We start from the raw sequence: 18,692 nt of genomic DNA, 5'->3' as shown, positions 1-18,692 counted from the left end.
TAATAATTGCAGATCATAATGCCAAATATGTTAATAAAAACAAAATTTTAATAGTTTACAACACAAAATAGTCTAAAAAAAATAAATATTTCACATTGAAGCAAAGATGTTTTTGAATGAAAAATCAACCAAAAACATCCTCAATGTCTCATTTTTATACAATCTCTATTTTTTATCTTCACAATTTGTTACACTATCATTTATATTATATCAAAAAATTTTAATTATGATCGTAAATTTTTGTTAAACAAATATTTGTCAATACATTTGGTTCAATATTTGACAGGGTTAAAAAAATTGGAAATGAAAAAATATATTTTAGCCATTGCTTTAGTAATGGGGACAGGAGCAGTAATTACGACAAGTCTGCAATCCTGTTCCACCCTTGCCACCTCAGATCTGGGATTGACTGTTATCAAAAGAATACTTTTAGGAGGAATTAATAAAGGCATGAGTATCTATGGCAACAGGGAAGCTTTTTTGCAAAATAATCTTGTAGACAAAGCATTACCGAAACAGCTGCGTGACATCAACACAACTTTAGAAAAAATTGCCCCGTCTCTGGTTGCCAAGGAAAGAGAATATATTGCTGATGCAGCCGTATATACGGTAAATATCTCAAAACCGATTCTTGAAAATGCGGTCAACAGTCTCAATGCCCAGGATGTAACCCGAATCATACAGGGCGAAAAAGGTACTGCTACTTTAATTTTGAAGGAAAAAACGTATCAGCAACTCGTAGGAGCCATTGCTCCAAAAGTTGAGCAGGAGCTGAACAAATATGGAATTGTAAAAACCATCAATACCGCATTATCCGGGAGTAATCTTTTAGGAAGTCTTTTAGGTGGTGGAAACAGTAACAGCAATGTCAATGCAGGAGGCCTGAGCATGTTAGCTTCGGAACAGATTGTCAACGGATTGTTTAACATCATCGAAGATCACGAAAAACAAAGTTCCGCATCTCTTTTGGGACCACTTGGAAAATAAATTAATTTTCGTTATATTTATATAAATAAGTAACAATAATGGACATATTACAAGGAAATCAGCACGCAAATCCTGAAGATTTTTACATTTCATTAAAAGAAAAACTGGAAGGTCATCACGATTTTCCTGAAGACTATCTTTTTAAATTTATCATTCCGACAGATGATGCAAAGCTTACAGAAATATACAGGGTTTTTGACGGTATTAAATTTACATTGGGAAATCGGGAAAGTAAAAACGGAAAGTATACGGCCTGCAATATAAATGCATTTGTTTTAGATGCAGATCAGGTGGTAAGAATCTATAAAGAGGTCAGTAAAATAGAAAATGTTATCCTTTTATAAAACAAATTATAAAACCAAAAAGTCAGCAATTGCTGACTTTTTATATTTGCTTTTTAAAATTCATTTTACTGTTCAATAAAAAATTTCACATTTTCAACCGGTCTTCCGAGCATTGCGACAGAACCTTTGATCAGAATAGGTCTTTGGATCAGTGATGGATTTTCAGATAAGATCTTCAGCCATTCGTCTTCGGTAAAATCTTTTCCTGCATATTTTTCGAGATAAAGTTTTTCATTTTTTCTGATGATATGAAATACATTTTCATTTAACTTTTTTAAAACTGTTTTAAGTTCCAAAACACTCAACGGGTCTTTCACAATATCGATGATTTCAAAGGGAACTCCGTTTTCATCAAGGTATTCGAGAACGGCATTTGATTTTGAGCAGTTTCCGTTGTGCAGAACTTTTACCAACATTTTTATTTATTTAAATTAAATCTTTCAGATTAAAACAAATTCAGTACCTATTATTAAAAAAGTCTGTTATTCTTGAATAAAATCAGAATTAAAACAACCCATTCAGTTCGGTTTCTATTTTCTCAAGGATCACTCCGAAATCTTCGGGCTTTTCAACAAAATCAAGATCATCAACCTCAATAATAAGAAGTTTCCCTTCTGTATAACCTGAAATCCATTTTTCATATTTCTGATTAAGTTTTGAAAGATATTCTATGCTGATAGACGCTTCATATTCCCTACCCCTTTTGTAAATTTTCTTCACCAGGTTAGGAACGTCAGATTTAAGATAGATAAGCAAATCCGGAGCTGAAACGAAGGTTTTCATCAGATCAAAAAGTGAGGAATAGTTTTTAAAATCCCTGTCTGACAAAAGTTTCATATCATTCAGATTTTCAGCAAAGATATGGGCATCTTCGTAGATCGTACGATCCTGGATAATATTTTTGCCACTGTCCCTGATCTCTTTGACCTGACGGAATCTGCTTCCCAGGAAATAAACCTGTAATGCAAAACTCCACTTGCTCATATCTGCATAAAAATCTTCCAGATAAGGATTATGATCTACATCCTCAAACTGTGCATCCCAACCGTACTGTTTTGCCAACATCGTGGTCAGTGTAGTTTTTCCTGCTCCAATATTCCCTGTAACTGCAATGTGCATACTTATTCTTACGTATATGTTTATTTTTAACTTTGTTTTTTTCTAAAAACCAAGTTCCTTAATTTCTTCCAAAAGTTTCAGCATGTCGGGTTTTTCGCCTTGCTCCTTCATCAATTCTTCCACCGTTTTTTCCGTGTCATTTTTCGGAGTTTCCGGAGGAGTCTGTTTTTTAGAATCCTTCAGATTTTCCGTGCTGTAAAGATAAAGTTTGTTGCCTTTGATTTCAAAATAAGCGAGCGAGTTTTTTTCCACAATCTGTACATCGGGATCTTCAAATATTTTAATCAGTTCTTTTTCAGGAATATATTTGTAAATTGAATTTTTGGCTACAATCAGAATAAATTCATTTTCCCTCCTGAATCTTTTACCTTCTTCAACAGAAGCTTCAAAAAGTTTTTCGAATTTCAAATTATAAATCCTGAACTGCGTTTTGGTCAGAATATAAACTTTGTTTTCGTAGACCAGAAGATCTGTCAGATCATCAAAGCTTGCATCAAAAGGATAAGAATTGATGGTGGTATCATTCCTGAAATTATACTGAAGCAAACGTTTTGTACTTTCATCCAGCAACCAGATCTGCTGCAGATCTTCGGCATAAGCGTGTTTGATAAAGGTAAACTTCTGTTTGAAATCCAACTTTTGAATCTCATTCAGATTCTGATCAACAAATTTCATTTCCTGAGCGTTTTCAGAAAAAAGAGCAATACTCAAAGGATTCTGGACTCCCTGTACCCTGAACGGAACTGTAAACATTAACTTTCCCAGCTGTTTACCTACCGAATCATATTTTGTAAAACTGAAATCTTTATTTTTATAGAGATAGATATTTCCGTAATCATCAGCAAACAGATCCTTCACTTCTTTGATCCGGAGTGTATCAAAAGGAAGCACTCTCTGCGCAGAAAGTGAACAGAAAAAAAGAATGAATGAGACTGTGAGTATTTTCAAAAAAACTTTTTTTTACCAATGGTAGCGTTCCTCATAGGAACGCTACCAATTTACATACTTTATTTTATTTACGGGATATCGTGAATACTTTAAAATTACTTAATGGCAACTTCATAGATTTTCGACCATTTTTTCCCTGTAATGACCATGTTATCGCCTTTAAAAGCAATCCCATTCAGAACATTTTCGCTGTCCTGCTTTGTAAATGGATCTGCCAGTTTTGTAAAATCAAACTTACCAACCACTTCACCATTCGCAGGATTGATTTTTAAAATGACAGGCTTGTGCCATACATTTGCGTAGATGAATCCTTTATAATATTCCAGCTCGTTTAACTGGTCATACACTGAACTGTTCCCTGCTACTGAAATATACCTGACAATTTTTGACGGATCCGCAGGATTCATGAAATACAGATTTTTTGTACCGTCAGAAGCAATCAGGGTTTTTCCGTCATACGTCAATCCCCAGCCTTTAACTATCATATCCGGGTAAGGAAATTCAGAAAGCAGTTTTAATGTACTTTTATCGTAAACAAATCCTTTTTTGTTTTCCCATGTCAGCTGGTAAATTTTATCTCCGGCAATCGTACTTCCTTCAGAAAAAACATCATCTGCCTGTCTTGTTTCTTTAATGGGAATGGTATCTCCTATTTTATAAGTGATCAGTCTGGAAGAACCATACTGACCTTCACTTTCGTAAATTGTAGTTCCGTCAATCTGGAAACCCTGTACAAAATTGGCGGGATTGTGCGGATATTCTGCTACGACCTCATAACTGAGATTCTGCTCCGGACTTTTACTGTACACATTGATAGTTGCATCCTGGTATAAGGTCTCGCCGCCTTTTGTTTTGATATTAAAAGTAACGGCATTGTCACCAAGCATAAAATATTTAGAATCTACAACCAAATCTGAAGTTTCCTTATCCCCGAAACTGATACTTATTGTTTCTGCGTTATCTAAAACTTCTTTCGGAAGATCAAGTTTGTCCCCAAAATGATATCCCTTATCTTCCATAGAACTGTTATAGTCTACCAGGGAATTCAGTATTTCTTTGTCTTTGTTACAGGATACGAACAGCAAAAGTGCTGCGAAACCAGTAATTATTTTATTTTTCATTTTAATTTCTAAAATATTTCTTCAAAAATAGCAAAATTTATTTCACCTTACTAATTTCATTCAGGGGTTGTCCGAATTGTAAGATATACCCATTGTTATCATAAATGGCAAATTCACGCATTCCCCAGTCAAATGTTTCTATCCTGCAGCAGATCTTTGTAATGGAATTCAGATCATCCCATAGACGGTCTACATCACTAACATTAAAATAAAAAGAACCGGAAAAACAAATGGTATTTGCCGTGCCATGCTCATTGGGCAAGGTCAGCATTATCTTTATTTCATCTTTCTCGACAATCGCCCAATGGGCTTCAACATTTGCCTCAATGAGTGAAAATCCTAAAATGTGCGTATAGAATCCTATAGACTCCTCCAGGTTTTTTGTCCATAAAACCGGCATAACCGTGTTTAACCTCATCATAAGATTTCAAGATACAGTTTTAAACTTTGTCCGATGATCTCGTTCCATCCCTTTGTAAAGCTTTCTTTCGAAAATCCTTCTCCGAGATCTTTCAATTTTTCGGTTCCTTCATGGGTTAATGTTACCCAGGTTTCATCTTCCACCAATTCTACATTCCATGTAACAAATGTTTTTTCTTCAGAAAAATCCGGATAAAACCAGGAATGTTTTAATTTTTGCCGATCCGTAACCTCGATGATTTCAATTTGATGGAGATACTTTCTTTCTTCACCGGGTTCATAAAACTGAAACATCTCCCCTTTTTCGGCTTTGAACTCCGGAATATCAAAATACCAGGAATGAAGTTCGCTCTCAGTGGTTAGTGCCTTCCAGACTTTTTCTATTGGTGCTTTGATTTTCTTTCTGATGATGATTGAAGTTTCCATGACTATGTTTTATTAAATTAAATTACAGACCATTTCCTTACTAATCCTTTCATAAAAAGAAAATCGTTTTCAAACTTCTCTAAAAGTACATTCTTTAACGTTGAAACAATACAATTTAATATAAATTAATACAATTTAAGAATGACTGAAACCTGTTATTTTGGCTTCATCAAAATCAAGCTGCATTTCTATAGTCCTCATTACGTGATCGTCAAAAACTTTTTCCCGCTTCATCCGGTGAAGTTCATTTCTCTGAGCCTGAATCAGCTGCCTGATCACCTCTTTATTTTCATTCATTGCGGTAACATAATCTCCTGTTGAAGCCATACACTGAGATTTATCTGCCATCATCATCATTTCATTCTCAAGTTTATGTTTTTGATGACGCACCATACTGTTGGTTTCCGTCAGTTCAGAAAAATCAGATTCCAGTTTTTGAAGGGCTGCTTCTTTGAGTTTTCTCATGAGGATGACTTCCTGTTTTTCTTCGGGCAGTTCACTTCCTGCATCGCTTACTTTTAACCATTTTAAGATTGGGGACAGCATCAATCCCTGTCCAACCAGGGTGATCAAAATGATGACGAAGGTTACAAACAATATGATATTCCGGTGTGGGAAGGCTTCCCCATTGGGTAAAAATGCCGGTATTGATAAGGCTGCGGCCAGCGAAACTACACCACGCATTGCTGCAAAACTAATGATAAACGGTTCTCTCCAGTCAGGTTTAGGGTTATTAAGTCTGAATTTCTCTGACCAGTACCAGGGGAAATACATGACACTGTAACTGTACACTAGTCTTGTCAATATAATGGCTCCACCAATCACAATGCTGTAGACAATCCCTTCCGAGATGGTGTAATCTTTCATTGCTGCCACAACGATCGGTAGTTCAAGACCGATTAAAATGAAAATAATGGTATTCATCAGGAAAATCAAAACACTCCATACATTACCCGACTGAATCCTTGACGTATGACTGAGATAGCAATGTGAGTTATAAGACATGACCAGCCCTCCTGCAACAACTGCCAAAACCCCTGAAAATTCAAAATGCTCAGCACCGATGTACATGATATAGGGAACGATCAGCGTAAAAATGGTATCAATATTTGAATTGGAAGGAATTAACCTCAGAAAAAAACCAAAGATCAGTCCTGTTGCAAGTCCCACTGCAATTCCACCCACTGCCATACTGAAAAAGTCACCGATGGCATCTCTCCAGATAAACTGTCCCGAAATCACTGCTGCCAAAGCAAATTTAAATACGATTAAACTTGATGCATCATTGATGAGACTTTCTCCTTCGAGAATACTGGTAATTTTTTTAGGAATTTTCATGTGCTTTAACACAGAAGTTGCAGCCACTGCATCGGGCGGAGAATTGACCCCTCCCAACAGAAATCCCATCGCTACGGTCAATCCCGGAATTATTGAAGAAGATAGGTACGCCACCACAATCGAAGTCAGAAAAACCAGCCCAAATGCCATTGAGAAAATCTGTTTTCTCCATTTATGAAAATCCTGCCATGAGGTAAACCATGCCGCTTCGAATAAGATCGGAGGCAGAAAGATCAGGAAAATCAGGTCGGGTTCAATTTCTATATGCGGCATCCCGGGCACAAGACTGATAATAAGTCCGGCAATTACCAGAAAGATAGGATAAGCCACTTTCAGCTTCTGTCCTATCATCACAAGTATCATAACAGACAACAGGACTGCAATGGATATGATAACGTAGGTATGAATCATTTTGATCGGTTATTTAATTTAGTAAGCAGCACGGAGCTGCTGTTTTGGTTTCAAATATATTACGTGGATAATTTTTATGTACCGGACCTAATTCTGAGTGAACGGAATATTGTTATAAAACCCGATCTGAACCTGTCCGCGGTTTTTATTTTCCTGAATCTGATTCATATACCCCGCTTCAATTCTCATATTTTTACTGATCACAAAACCCAAAGCTCCGTAAACCCGGTTTCTGTCAAAAACAGGACTGTCGAGGTGCAGAAAAATTTCATTATACGCTGACAGGTAAAAAGTTTTCGGCACCATTTCTTTATTTGTGACCGGAATAGTAAGCCCCAGTGAATAACGGAATCTCATCCTGAAATCATCCTCCAAAATCCTTTCTTCGAGACGGTAACGGTGCTGCAGGTTAAAACGTCCTATTTTCTGTTTGGTAATATACTGCTGGAAAATACGGTGCTCGACATTTTCAGTTTTTTCACCATTAACGTAGGGCCTGCTTAAAATAAATCCATATCCCAGCAAAATATTGTTGTTGTCTTCTGTTAAGTCATAACCGATACCGGTACGGATAAGAAGCTGTTCCAGATCTCCTGCCCCGTCAAAAGACCGGTATTGAATTTCGTTATGGAAATTCAGTTTTTTGCTGATCTTATTATTTCCGAAGTACATATACCATGCACCCAGGTCATTATCCTGCGCAAAAGAATATGTAGAAATGCTTATTAATGTAATAAGTACCAACTGCCTGAAAATCTTCATAATTCACATCTTTATTATTGTCATCTATCAAAATATCAAATTTAATATTTTTAATCAATAACAACAAATAATAAATCAAATCAGAAATTTCAGTCTGCCAATACATAAAAGAATCACGAAGGAATTTTTTCTTTTAAAATATCTTTTCCATTCGAGTCTAAATAGGTATAGATCATTTGAATTAAATCCATTTTCCAGCCCTCCACTCCGTTTTCTGCACAGTCTTTACAAAATATCATATAATCTGAGCCGCCCTGTTGATGAAACTTTAAGCGTATTTCAAAATTTTCCAGGTTAAGATTATCTGAGATCAATAAATTGTCATATTTACTTCCGGTTTAAACAGATTGATTTTGGGTGTCGAAATATTCAGTATTTCTGTCAGAAACATAAACTGTGTAAGGGAAACCCCGAGATTTTTAATTGCCTGGATATAACCGGGGAAACCGGCTCCGCTTTTTACCTTTCTGTGCCCGGACTGAATTGCCTCAATAGTAAATTTCATCTTTTTGAGTTTTAATTAACAATAAATTTCAGAATTCAGGATAACCAAAAACAAACCCTACATAATAAATGTCGGTTTGTTTTCAGGTCTGGTAAATCAAAATAATAATTACGGATGTTGCTGCATTTTCTCTGGGTCATCATAGTTGACCATCCAGTTAATTCCAAACTGATCGGTGAACATTCCAAAATAGGCACCCCAGAAAGTATCTGCGAGAGGCATGGTAATGATTCCTCCTTCAGACAAACCTCCGAATAATGTATCAGCTTCTTCTTTAGAATCTGCATTAATAGAAACAGAAAAATTATTTCCTGCTGTCACACCGGAGGACCACTCTTCCGCTGTATCGCTTCCCATCAGCATTGTCTCTTTTGAAATTGGGAGCGTAACGTGCATAATTCTGTTTTTATCCTGCTCAGACAATTCTTTTCCGTCCTGCGGAGGCATTTCTCCAAAAGTTCCGATATAGGGAAACTCTCCTCCAAACACTGATTTATAAAAATCAAATGCCTGCCTGCAATTTCCGTTGAATGTAAGATAAATGTTTACTGTAGCCATAATTCAGTTTAAAGTTTTTTGATTAAAGATTTTAAGATTTTGCCCGAAAATCTAAATTTAATATTACATATTCCAATTACCCATTACCAATTACTCATTATTAATCGCCCATTCCTCACCTGTGCTGATCGATCAGAATCATATTCCCATCGGGATCTTTCAGGAAAATGTGTTCAGGTCCTGAAGTGTTCGGATCAGCTTCTTTTTCAAGTACGACCTCATTTTCCTGCAGGTATTTCTGAATTACCCTTACATCATCAAAAGATTCCAGATTTTGAGCATTCTCATCCCAACCGGGATTGAATGTGAGCATATTTCCATCGAACATCGCCTTAAAGAGTCCGATTAAAGTACTTCCGCTTTTCATAATGAGATAATTGCTTTCAATACTTCCACTCATCTGGACGAAACCTAACTTTTCGTAAAAATCTTTTGACTTTTCTAAATCTTTTACACTTAAGCTGAGGGAAAATGCACCTAATTTCATATTTTGGTTTTTATAACGCTGCAGCGTTGAGATTTTTTTAAACTGATTTTTTGCTTAAAGCTAATTTATATCCTACTAAAACCAGTGTCCAGACAAGGACTCCTAAGATCCAAAACCAAATTGGCGTTGGTAAAACGATCATGTTATAAACAGTAAAAGAAAGAAAAATAAGTCCACAGATAATTGCAGCAGCCGGTCCTGTGTTTTTTACAATTTTCGTTGATATGAAACCTGACACAAAAGCCCCGAGAGCATACCCCATAATAACCATCAGCTTACCGGCAGAAGGCAGGTTTTCAACATATGATTTGAAAGCTTCCATATCATCGGCCTTCATACCTGCGGGATATGGATACAAAATATGGTTGATTGTTTCTATTGCCCATACACAAACAGAACCTGCAATAATTCCGGCCATGATGCCTAACATTAATCTTAACATGATTAGTTGTTTTTCAGAGTTGTTTTAAAATCTAAAGTTCCGTCATAGCTTTTCCAGTTTCCAGACAGTTCTATATATGGATTTTCAATTTTTTCTGTTTTTCTGTTCCATTGAAATGTATAAACAAACTTTCCTTTAAAAACACCTGAATGTCTGCCTTTATTTTCTTCGACCAGCTCATAGTCGCCATAAACAACACCTTTCTTCTTACCGTCCCTGTAATTCGTGACGGTAAATTTACCTTCATACTGAGAAGTATTATTTTCAACAACAGAATATCCTGAGACAAAATATTCCTGGTCATTTTTCTTATTCTGTTCAGAAATATCTATTTTCAGTTTAATGGTTTCGTTTTCATCACCAATCGTTCCGATATACGGTCGTGACTGATTCAGCCACACTTTAGAAATATCAGGCATTTGGGAAAAAGCAAAATTAGACAGGAGAACCAGAATCAATAAAAGTTTTTTCATTTGGATTATTTAAATGTAGCTATTAATCTTTGTTAACAATGACCCGACTCTTCAGGAAAACTAAAGAAACAGAATATTAATTATAATATTATCCTCGGTTTTCTAAACTCCAAACTGAGACAGATGGTGATTCAGGTGTTTTGCAAACATATTGTTCCATTCCTGCGATTTCAGTTTACCGAAAGAAAAAGATTCTTTATCATCGAAAGCTGAAGATCCCAACTGCTGTGTTTTCTGAATAAAGCCAATCAGTCTTTTTTTCTCATCATCAAAATTCCTTCGTCCTGTAATCACAAACTGAGGTGCTGTGGGAGAATCTCTGGGATACGCTTTATCTCCTACCACTTTTGATTTGACAAATGTTTTCAGGATGAATTTTGCAATTGTTCCCGGCTTTTGATGTTTTTCCGGTTCGTAAACCATTTCGTATGTTATACAGCAGTGAGCCAACATCTGATCAACCGTCATTCTACCCCAAAGACCGTGGGTATCTTCCACTAAATTATTTATTCTGTTGATATAATTCTGAGCGTCTTTCGCATCAAATACGTTTTCCATTTTTCTTAAATCTTTGAAACAAATATATCAGTTTTTTCGTTTGATTAAATTATTTATTTACAAAAAAACAATGATGAATTTTAAGATCACCCTGCAAATATCAGCGTTTCATTCTGTCTAAAACCAGCTGTGAAAAGTTGCCGGACCGGATACCAAAAGTATTTTTGGAAAAAACGTCCTTGAGAAGATCATGATCATATTTTGAGATTAAAAAATCAGCAATAATTTCATCTTCCTCTCTCGAAATTGCCCAGACGATTCTTTTTCTGAAGGTATTCAGAAACTTATTTTTATCATACATAAATAACTTTTCAGCATATTTACTGATAATATAGGTTGGAATACTTTCATTTAAGACTTCAATCATTTTCCTGTAATTTCCCTCAAGTTCCAAAATTTCAAAATAAAATTCAATATTTCTGTGATCACTCAGGAAAGACCCTCTCAAAGCTGATAATATCCTGGTTCTGAATTTATTGAATTCTACCTGATCATCATGCTTACTGATAAATAAAAAATCTTCCAGATTATAATTATAAATAAATTTTTTCCTTTTGATATAAGCCAAGCCATGGTTATTCTTATCATCCTGATAAATTTTTTCCAGAATCTCATAATAAGGAAAATTATATTTATCATTAGAATTACCGTCTATAACGGACTTACAGGCTTTCTCGGCTTTGGAACGATCAAACTTCATGATCTCATTGATCAGTTTGATATTGTAAGAATTTTCGTATCTGTAGAGAGGAAAAAAAGATTGAAGCGGGACAAAAAAATTATTTTCTGAGATGATCTTTAAAAGATCTTCTCTTATAGAAACTCTTAAATCCACATCATTCTGTATCCAGATTTCTATCTGGTTTTTGACCAGTTCTGCAATGAAAAATTTCTGTCCTTCATTTCCGGAACGGTACATTTCGATCAATAAATTATACAGGTAATATGGTAAAGAATCTTCTCCTTTCAAAAATATAGTCCAATACTTTGCAGCTATTTTTTTCCAAAGTTCAAAATCTTTAACAGAATTGAAGTTTGAAACAAATCGTTCTTTAAAATCATCTAAAAATTTATCTATTCTTGTACTGCCAGTAAAGACCGACATCTGAAAATTGGTGATTTCATCAGAGATAACGGAGTATTTTTCAATACCTGCTTCTTTATTGCTGTTCTGATAAAGATAATGCTCTACCGGCTCCAGTGATTTTGTTATCAGATCAATAATTTTTTTAACCTCCGGTGCAGTAATCTTTTTCTTTTTTCCAATAACAGACTGAATTGCTTTTTTGATCATCCCTCTTATTTCCTCATCAGAAAAATTTTCTTTCTTTTCTCCAAATTCTAAAAGAAACTGCACTTCTGCATCTTTATTTTTTTTGAAAAATTCCAGAAGCCAGTGTTTTATTTCTTCTGAATTCAAATTTTCCATAGCAATTTCAGCATCAGAAACTTTCTTTTTAACCGTTCTTTTTGATTTTGCTTCAGCACCCTTATTTTCCAGGATCATCAGGCTTAATGCCAACCGGTGCATACAGAAATTCTCACTCCCACAATCACATGAATGACCTGTTATCTCTGACTGCGCACTGACCGAAATCTGTACATCGTAAGACTGATCATCTTCATCTACGAAACAGACAAAATGATTTTTTTTCTCCTCTTCAAATTCTCTTACCTTCAGTTTTTTTGCTTTATCAATTTTCTGCTTTGTAAACTCTTTTTCTAAATCTAAAATAGTAAACATCCTGATTATTTTTTCAAAGATAATAAAAGTGAATTGTCTGATCTTATCAAAAAAATTCGCCTTACAGGATGACTGTTAGACGGATTTATTTTAATAATCATTTACAGATTACATTTATTCTGATATCTGTACATTTTCACTTTTTGTATGCGCATTCATCTGTGGATCATAATAATTCTGGATGGTGGTAATACCGTTTGAGAATTTTCCGGATGCATTGGCTACAAAATCATATTCAAAAACATATTTTCCTTTCGGCATGTACTGAATGTAGAAATTGGTTGAAGCATCTTTCGTCGATTGGTAATACCCCAAATTATTTTTCCACTGATAACCGGAAATGACATCCAAAGGCTCAAATCCTGCTGCTCTCATATCTTTGATCTGAATAAATTCCATTGCCCGATCGGTGTTTACAATCATTCTTACTGTTACTTTATCCCCCACTTTCAAAGGAGTTTCCTGCGTGATTTTCTTCAGTTCCTCTCCATTGACCGTTTTGATTTTCCTGTACAGTTCTTTTGTTACAGAAATGTAGTTCTCAGAAGATTTTATTTTATTTAAATCTTCATAATACTGCCAGAACAATCCTCCCTGAATAATTCCTGCACCGGGTTTTGTCACTGTAACGGTGGCTAATGTTTTATCTAAAGCCTCTGTTTTTAAAGTAGATTTCACGTACCCTGTTGCCTGAGTTTCAGGTTTAAGTTCTTTTCCTCCCCAGATAACGGTTGCTTTGTCGCTGTCTGCTGAAGTCCAGGATTTCCCTGAATTTAAAATTGTGAAAATCACTTCTGCCGTCTCTCTTGAACTTCCCCATGAATTCAATTCTTTCTGCGTAATCAGCCAGATTTTCATGTCTTCGATGAATTTCTGATCGTTTGGTTTTAGCTTATTAAATGCTTCCAAAGCTCCTGCATGGTTGACCACTTTAGAAGTAAACCAGCCCCAGTCATTGAGATTCTGTTTCCAGTAGACGCCCTGCGTTTTTGAGTCTACAGAAGTTTCTTTTAAGTAGTTTAAAAATTTATCAGAAACATCTTTCAAACCGTAATCACTCATTAATAAAGCCATACGGTGCAATCCGAAGAATGTGAAATCAGTGATTTTAGCTTTTTCTGCTTTCTGTTTCACTAAAGATTTTAAAGTGGCACTTTTGCCTTTCAAAGGATACTGCTGTTCCCAATAATGACGGGTATCAAGGTAATCCAAACTCCTGTTACTGATCACATTTTCCTTACCTGAAGCACTGATGTCTGTATATTTACTGATTTCGCTGTCAACATAACCGATCAATTTCGAAACGACCTCTTTCTGCTCTGCACTCTGATATTCTTTTACCTCATCTTTTAACCACCCATTGATTTTTCCTAAATTTTTGAGAATATACAGTGACGTATCATAAGAACTTGGGTATCCCTGATACCATGAGAAGCCACCATCGGGATTCTGCAGCTTTTTAAACTCATCCCAATCCTGAGTGATTGAGTTTTTCATGGTATTGGCATCAAATAAAAGTGCTAATTTCTGCATTTGCTCCTGTTCGTTCCTACTTTCCAGAACCCATGGAGTTTCTTCCAGTAAAAGCTGTTTCAATTCCTGGTTTTTCTCAAGGTTTGAGTTGAGCAATCCTTTGTTCTGATATTCTTCGAATACTGTTTTCAGTTTTGGATTGGCTTTAAAGATCTCTGAAGCCAGGACATCTGCAAACCATTTGTTGAAAATAACATCCGCAGAATTATTCTGATCATTTTTAAGGCCGGGAAGAGCAAACATAATCTCCCAGATCGGATTCGTAGTTAGTTCCAGAGTGTTTGAAACATTTGAAACGGTTGTTGAGCCGGTATTTTTAAGATTTTCCAAAACAAAGGTTTTTGTTTCCCCTTCTCTCACGAATACCGGAACAGCATCGGTCACCAGCATTCTGTTTGGCAGAACCGGAATCGCTTTCTGTTCGCCATCCGAATAGGCTCCTGCTTTAGCCACCACTTTCAGAATGACAGAAGAAACATTCTCCGGAACTTTTATTTTCCACGTCAGAGCAGCGTTTCCGTTTTCATTTAAATCAAAATTCTGCGTCCCGGCTTTCAGATCAAACTTAGAAGAAATATTTTCATTGGTCATCGCATCCAATATCTGTAAATTTGCTGAGCCGTTCAATTTTTTGTCCGTCAGGTTCGACAGTTTCGACTGTAAATTCAGCTCATCACCTTCTCTCAAAAATCTTGGATAGTTCGGTGTTACTGAAAATTCTTTCTGCGTTATTACCTCTTTTTCAAGTGTTGCTGCTCTTGCATCTTTTGTATGGGCTAAAAACATCAATTTCCATTTTGTCAAAGCTTCCGGAGAAGTGAATTCAAAGTTGACGTTCCCTTCGGAATCCGTCTTTAAATCGGGATAGAAAAAAGCGGTTTCGTTGAGATTTTGACGGACTGGTATTTTCCCCAATTCTTTCGGAATCGGAGTTTCCAATTTTGGTGCTTTCAAAGGTTCAGGAATAACACTCTGAACTATTTCAATTTTATCTTCTTGTGACTTTGCTATCATTGCAACACTTCTTTTTGCACCTCTTACAGAAAGTGATGGTGATGGTGGTGAGGAATATAATGCAGATTTCACACCTTCTTGATGAACCAATCCTGTTATAGTTTCCATTTCGCCACTATAATTTATATAGTAAATATTTCCGTCAAACCAACTAAACTGCGGAACATCAATGTATTTTCCATTATAATATTTCATTCTCTTCTGAAAATATTTCTGGGATAAATCTTCTCTTATATCATAAGAAGTAACCGATGAATAAGGTATATCGATATTCTCCCAACTAAAAGTATTCACGGCAAATTGGTCTAAAGACATATCGTACATATTGGCTAAGACTTCAGCATTGATTTTTTCTCTGTCATTTCCAACAACTTTTACAGTCCATTTTTCTTTAGAACCAGGCTCTAACTTATCTCTGAAAGTCACCGTTTCTATCTTTAAAGGTTTTTCGGTCTCCTTTATTTTTAAATTAACCGTCTGCGTCTGCACATCATTGAAGGCAACGACCTGAAACTGAACATTTACAGTGATAATGCTTTTTTCTTTCGGAATATCAACAGTATATTCTAAAATTCCGTTTTTGAATTTTTGAACTTCAGAAATTGTTTTTCCTGAACCATCCTGAACAAAAATATTGACCCAGGCATCAGGAATTGCTGAGTAAGCATAGATTTTGGCTTTTTCACCTCTTGAAAATTCATGATTAGGTTCTAAAACCGTCAAAAATGTTTTCTGATTGGGTTTCAGGGATTTCTTATCCCAAACACTGAAATTCTGAGTTGATTTTATGGTGTCCTTACCTTCAATATTGTACAGTTCCAACTGATAATCTCCGGCAGCAAGTTTCCCAAGGTCAAGAGCTTCTTCACTTCGTTTCACTCCATCCAGAATCACAGACCCTGTCTTCCGGTTTTTTAATTCATCATTTTTATCATACAAATCGTGTGGAAATTTGTTGATAAACTGTTCTTTTGAAAATTTCGGCAGGTTCTGAACTTCTGTTTTAAAATTGTCTCTGAAAATTCTTTGAGGAGCTTCCAGTTTTGATAATTTAACCTGAAAATCTTTTTTCAGATTTTGTTCGTTGTAGTTTTTCGTTTCAACTTTCAGCTTTACATTTTCGTCTGAGAACGTATTTTTTATATCATCAGTTTTAATATAGTGAGAAACTGAAGCTACTTTAAGATTGGTACTTGCCGTCTGCGTTTCTCCGTTACTATCGGTTGCCGAAGCACTGATCTGAAAATTATCAATTTGAATTCCCTCTAGTTTTTCATCTTTTTTAAGATCTAACTTTATCGTAAATTCTCCTTTTTCATTGGTTTTTGCTTCACCAAGAACCGAGTTTTCGTTGTCGTTATCGTTCGGATACCACGGAAAATATCTCCATCGGATATTCTGTTTTTTAATTTCGTAGTTAATCCCTGTATTACCCAACGCTACGCCCGAGAACATCATTGCTTTTCCTTTCAGTTCAATGGCCTGCCCATACTTATATTCAGCTTTTACCGTTTCAAAAGTTACTTCAAATTTAGGACGTTTGTATTCTTCAACCAGAAAATTGGCCACTCCCAAATACTGCATATCATCATTTCCTTTATTGATAGAAATAGAAAACTGCCCATTCAGTTTGCCTTTTGGTAAGATAAAGCTTCCATGATAGGAACCGAATTCATTCGTCGTAAAATTTTGTGAGGAAATTTCTTCGTCATTAAAGTCTTTTAATGTGATTTCCTGCTTCAACTGAGCTACTACACTTTCTTTTGAACCTGAAGATTTCGTATTGATCACTTTGAAATAAACGGTCTGTCCCGGTCTGTAGATCGCTCTGTCGAGAAATACCTGCGCCTTTTCAAGATTATTCATTTCGTACTCAAAAGCCTGATCTGACTCTTCACCATACACTTCCATCATCTGAAAATCATTGGTTTTCGGCTGCTGAACTAAAAATGTTCTGTAGTAATCTTTTTCTGTTGTAGGCGGAAATTTAAAGACCCCTTTTTCATCGGTTTTACCGGCAATTTTATTCAGCGTTTTGCCCTGTACAAACTCATGAAAAACCAATCCCTCATTACTGACAGGTTTTCCGTTTTCCGAGCTCACCAGTTTCAATTCATCTGAAAGTTTATTCCTGCCACTTTTAGATTGGTAAATAATTTTATTATCTGATACAAAAAAATAAAAATTCTGTCCGGATTCCGAATCTTTTTCCTCAGAACCTGCAACAGAATATTCTGCAACATAAATTCCGGACGGGAGCGGTTTTATTTCGAGCGCTGTTTTATGAAGCCGGTAATCTTCGGGGTCCGGTAAAATATAATTTTCTTTTTTTAAAAAGTTCTTTTTTACTTTCGCAAAAGCATCATTGTACGGGTTTTTAGCATACTGTATAAAAGATAACAAATCATCTTTCACCTGGTAAATATTCAATGAAAATTCCTTCACATTCTTAAACTCTGCAACGAGATGAACCGGCTGATCCGATTGGGTCTGTTCTTCATATTTCAGGCTTAAGTAAGGATTAATAATCTGATTTTCTTTGTTTTTAATATTCTCCAGAAAAGGTGATTTCGGATATTGGGTTTTTACCTGACCAGCGGTTGACAAAGCTTCTCTGTGCTTATTTTTCGCCATCAGTTCACTCATGATCTCCTCTGTTATCAGAACTTTGTAATCACCCTCAGCATCTGATCTGAACAGATTCTGAAGCTGTTCCAGCTTATCCTTACATTGATTAAACTGACAGTTCTCAGAAAGTTTCTGATGCATAAAATAAAGTTTTGCATTTCCGGAATTCTGAGCAATCAGGTCATCAAAGATGGTATTGACGGTAGTCCTGTTTTCTGTAAGTTCATTTTTTGTAAATAATTCATTATTCGTTAAAAAACTGACTTTTTTCAGCGAATACCAATCCAGAAGAGTTGGGAAATACGCTATATTATCTGTATTTGAGAAAGCATCTTTGTACTTTGCCAGAGAAATCTTTTTCATGGACTGATTCTTCTGATCAAGCTGTCTGAAATTTTCTTTCAAATAATTCTTAAAATCAAGCTTGCTCCATGTTTCGATTTGAGACACATCCTGAGAATTCATGTTTGTCCTTGCATTAATCTGCCAGGAATGTTCGTTGTAATAATCAGACAGAAATCCTGAGCGGACAGCCTGATACACCAAAAGGTCATCCCCTTTCACATTTTTTTCTGTATTTTGAAGTTTAGCAAAAAATTTTGAGGCAGCATCGTTCTGATCATCATCTGAAGTCTGGTTGACGATACTGAATTCAGCTTTTAAAGAACGGATGAGCTGGACGGCATTATTGTCTTTCATGGCTTTGTTTTGTATGTCTAAAATAATGGGTAAGTTAGATTTATACGTTCCTTTTGTGGTATTCTGCTGTACTTTTTTCCATTGCTGGTCATAGTAGTTTTGTGAAAAAGCCAATGAAAAATTCAATAACAAAAGGAAAAGAAACAAAATCTTGGAATATCTTTGCATAAATATT

The 18,692-nt window shown here is 35.6% G+C and carries 19 protein-coding genes; 2 read left to right on the top strand and 17 right to left on the bottom strand.

Annotated features, from left to right (window positions below; translation table 11 throughout):
- The first annotated feature begins 303 nt into the window (after positions 1-303).
- Positions 304-987 carry a DUF4197 family protein gene (locus tag AC2A07_RS05070; RefSeq protein ID WP_314492322.1) on the top strand — a complete coding sequence of 228 codons (684 nt, stop codon included), beginning with the start codon at positions 304-306 and terminating at the stop codon, positions 985-987.
- A 38-nt stretch (positions 988-1,025) separates the two neighbouring features.
- Positions 1,026-1,331, top strand: a complete 306-nt coding sequence (locus AC2A07_RS05065; protein WP_484049508.1) for a DUF493 family protein — start codon at positions 1,026-1,028, stop codon at positions 1,329-1,331.
- Between the two features lie 65 nt (positions 1,332-1,396).
- Here the strand turns inward: AC2A07_RS05065 and AC2A07_RS05060 are convergent, their stop codons facing one another.
- From AC2A07_RS05060 to AC2A07_RS04980, 17 genes are all read right to left on the bottom strand, one after another.
- Entirely contained in the window at positions 1,397-1,747 is a 351-nt protein-coding gene (locus tag AC2A07_RS05060; RefSeq protein WP_484049507.1) for an ArsC/Spx/MgsR family protein, read from the bottom strand.
- An 88-nt stretch (positions 1,748-1,835) separates the two neighbouring features.
- On the bottom strand, positions 1,836-2,450 hold the full coding sequence (locus AC2A07_RS05055; RefSeq protein WP_484049506.1) for a deoxynucleoside kinase: 615 nt from the start codon (positions 2,448-2,450) through the stop codon (positions 1,836-1,838).
- A 42-nt stretch (positions 2,451-2,492) separates the two neighbouring features.
- Complete coding sequence (locus AC2A07_RS05050) at positions 2,493-3,398, bottom strand: hypothetical protein (protein ID WP_484049505.1); 906 nt, start codon at positions 3,396-3,398, stop codon at positions 2,493-2,495.
- Between the two features lie 95 nt (positions 3,399-3,493).
- Positions 3,494-4,519, bottom strand: coding sequence for a glutaminyl-peptide cyclotransferase (locus AC2A07_RS05045; RefSeq protein WP_484049504.1), 1,026 nt, complete (start codon positions 4,517-4,519; stop codon positions 3,494-3,496).
- A gap of 37 nt (positions 4,520-4,556) precedes the next feature.
- Complete coding sequence (locus AC2A07_RS05040; protein WP_484049503.1) at positions 4,557-4,940, bottom strand: VOC family protein; 384 nt, start codon at positions 4,938-4,940, stop codon at positions 4,557-4,559.
- A complete protein-coding gene (locus AC2A07_RS05035; protein WP_484049502.1) occupies positions 4,937-5,365 on the bottom strand; it encodes an SRPBCC family protein in 429 nt (142 codons plus the stop codon). Before AC2A07_RS05035 ends, AC2A07_RS05040 begins: the two co-directional genes overlap by 4 nt.
- 135 nt (positions 5,366-5,500) lie before the next feature.
- Positions 5,501-7,114, bottom strand: coding sequence for a Na+/H+ antiporter (locus AC2A07_RS05030; protein ID WP_484049501.1), 1,614 nt, complete (start codon positions 7,112-7,114; stop codon positions 5,501-5,503).
- Positions 7,115-7,201: 87 nt separating this feature from the next.
- Complete coding sequence (locus AC2A07_RS05025; RefSeq protein WP_484049500.1) at positions 7,202-7,876, bottom strand: DUF2490 domain-containing protein; 675 nt, start codon at positions 7,874-7,876, stop codon at positions 7,202-7,204.
- A gap of 113 nt (positions 7,877-7,989) precedes the next feature.
- Complete coding sequence (locus AC2A07_RS05020; RefSeq protein ID WP_484049499.1) at positions 7,990-8,190, bottom strand: DUF1398 family protein; 201 nt, start codon at positions 8,188-8,190, stop codon at positions 7,990-7,992.
- Positions 8,187-8,381, bottom strand: coding sequence for a hypothetical protein (locus AC2A07_RS05015; RefSeq protein WP_484049498.1), 195 nt, complete (start codon positions 8,379-8,381; stop codon positions 8,187-8,189). The genes AC2A07_RS05020 and AC2A07_RS05015 overlap by 4 nt, the downstream gene beginning before the upstream one ends.
- Positions 8,382-8,489: 108 nt before the next feature.
- Complete coding sequence (locus tag AC2A07_RS05010; protein WP_484049497.1) at positions 8,490-8,939, bottom strand: VOC family protein; 450 nt, start codon at positions 8,937-8,939, stop codon at positions 8,490-8,492.
- Between the two features lie 115 nt (positions 8,940-9,054).
- Positions 9,055-9,426, bottom strand: a complete 372-nt coding sequence (locus AC2A07_RS05005) for a VOC family protein (RefSeq protein WP_484049496.1) — start codon at positions 9,424-9,426, stop codon at positions 9,055-9,057.
- Positions 9,427-9,463: 37 nt separating this feature from the next.
- On the bottom strand, positions 9,464-9,868 hold the full coding sequence (locus tag AC2A07_RS05000) for a hypothetical protein (protein ID WP_484049495.1): 405 nt from the start codon (positions 9,866-9,868) through the stop codon (positions 9,464-9,466).
- A 2-nt stretch (positions 9,869-9,870) separates the two neighbouring features.
- Positions 9,871-10,341, bottom strand: coding sequence for a hypothetical protein (locus AC2A07_RS04995; RefSeq protein WP_484049494.1), 471 nt, complete (start codon positions 10,339-10,341; stop codon positions 9,871-9,873).
- Between the two features lie 102 nt (positions 10,342-10,443).
- Positions 10,444-10,899, bottom strand: coding sequence for a DUF1569 domain-containing protein (locus AC2A07_RS04990; RefSeq protein ID WP_314492285.1), 456 nt, complete (start codon positions 10,897-10,899; stop codon positions 10,444-10,446).
- Between the two features lie 100 nt (positions 10,900-10,999).
- A complete protein-coding gene (locus AC2A07_RS04985) occupies positions 11,000-12,643 on the bottom strand; it encodes a hypothetical protein (protein ID WP_484049493.1) in 1,644 nt (547 codons plus the stop codon).
- Between the two features lie 114 nt (positions 12,644-12,757).
- Positions 12,758-18,685 (bottom strand): alpha-2-macroglobulin family protein, encoded by a 5,928-nt coding sequence (locus tag AC2A07_RS04980; protein ID WP_484049492.1) that lies wholly within the window; start codon positions 18,683-18,685, stop codon positions 12,758-12,760.
- Between the last annotated feature and the right edge of the window lie 7 nt (positions 18,686-18,692).

It is taken from the genome of Chryseobacterium sp. HNCC26DJ238 (assembly GCF_057180465.1).
The sequence above is the reverse complement of the archived record's forward strand: the minus strand, read 5'-3'. Positions and strand labels throughout refer to the sequence as shown.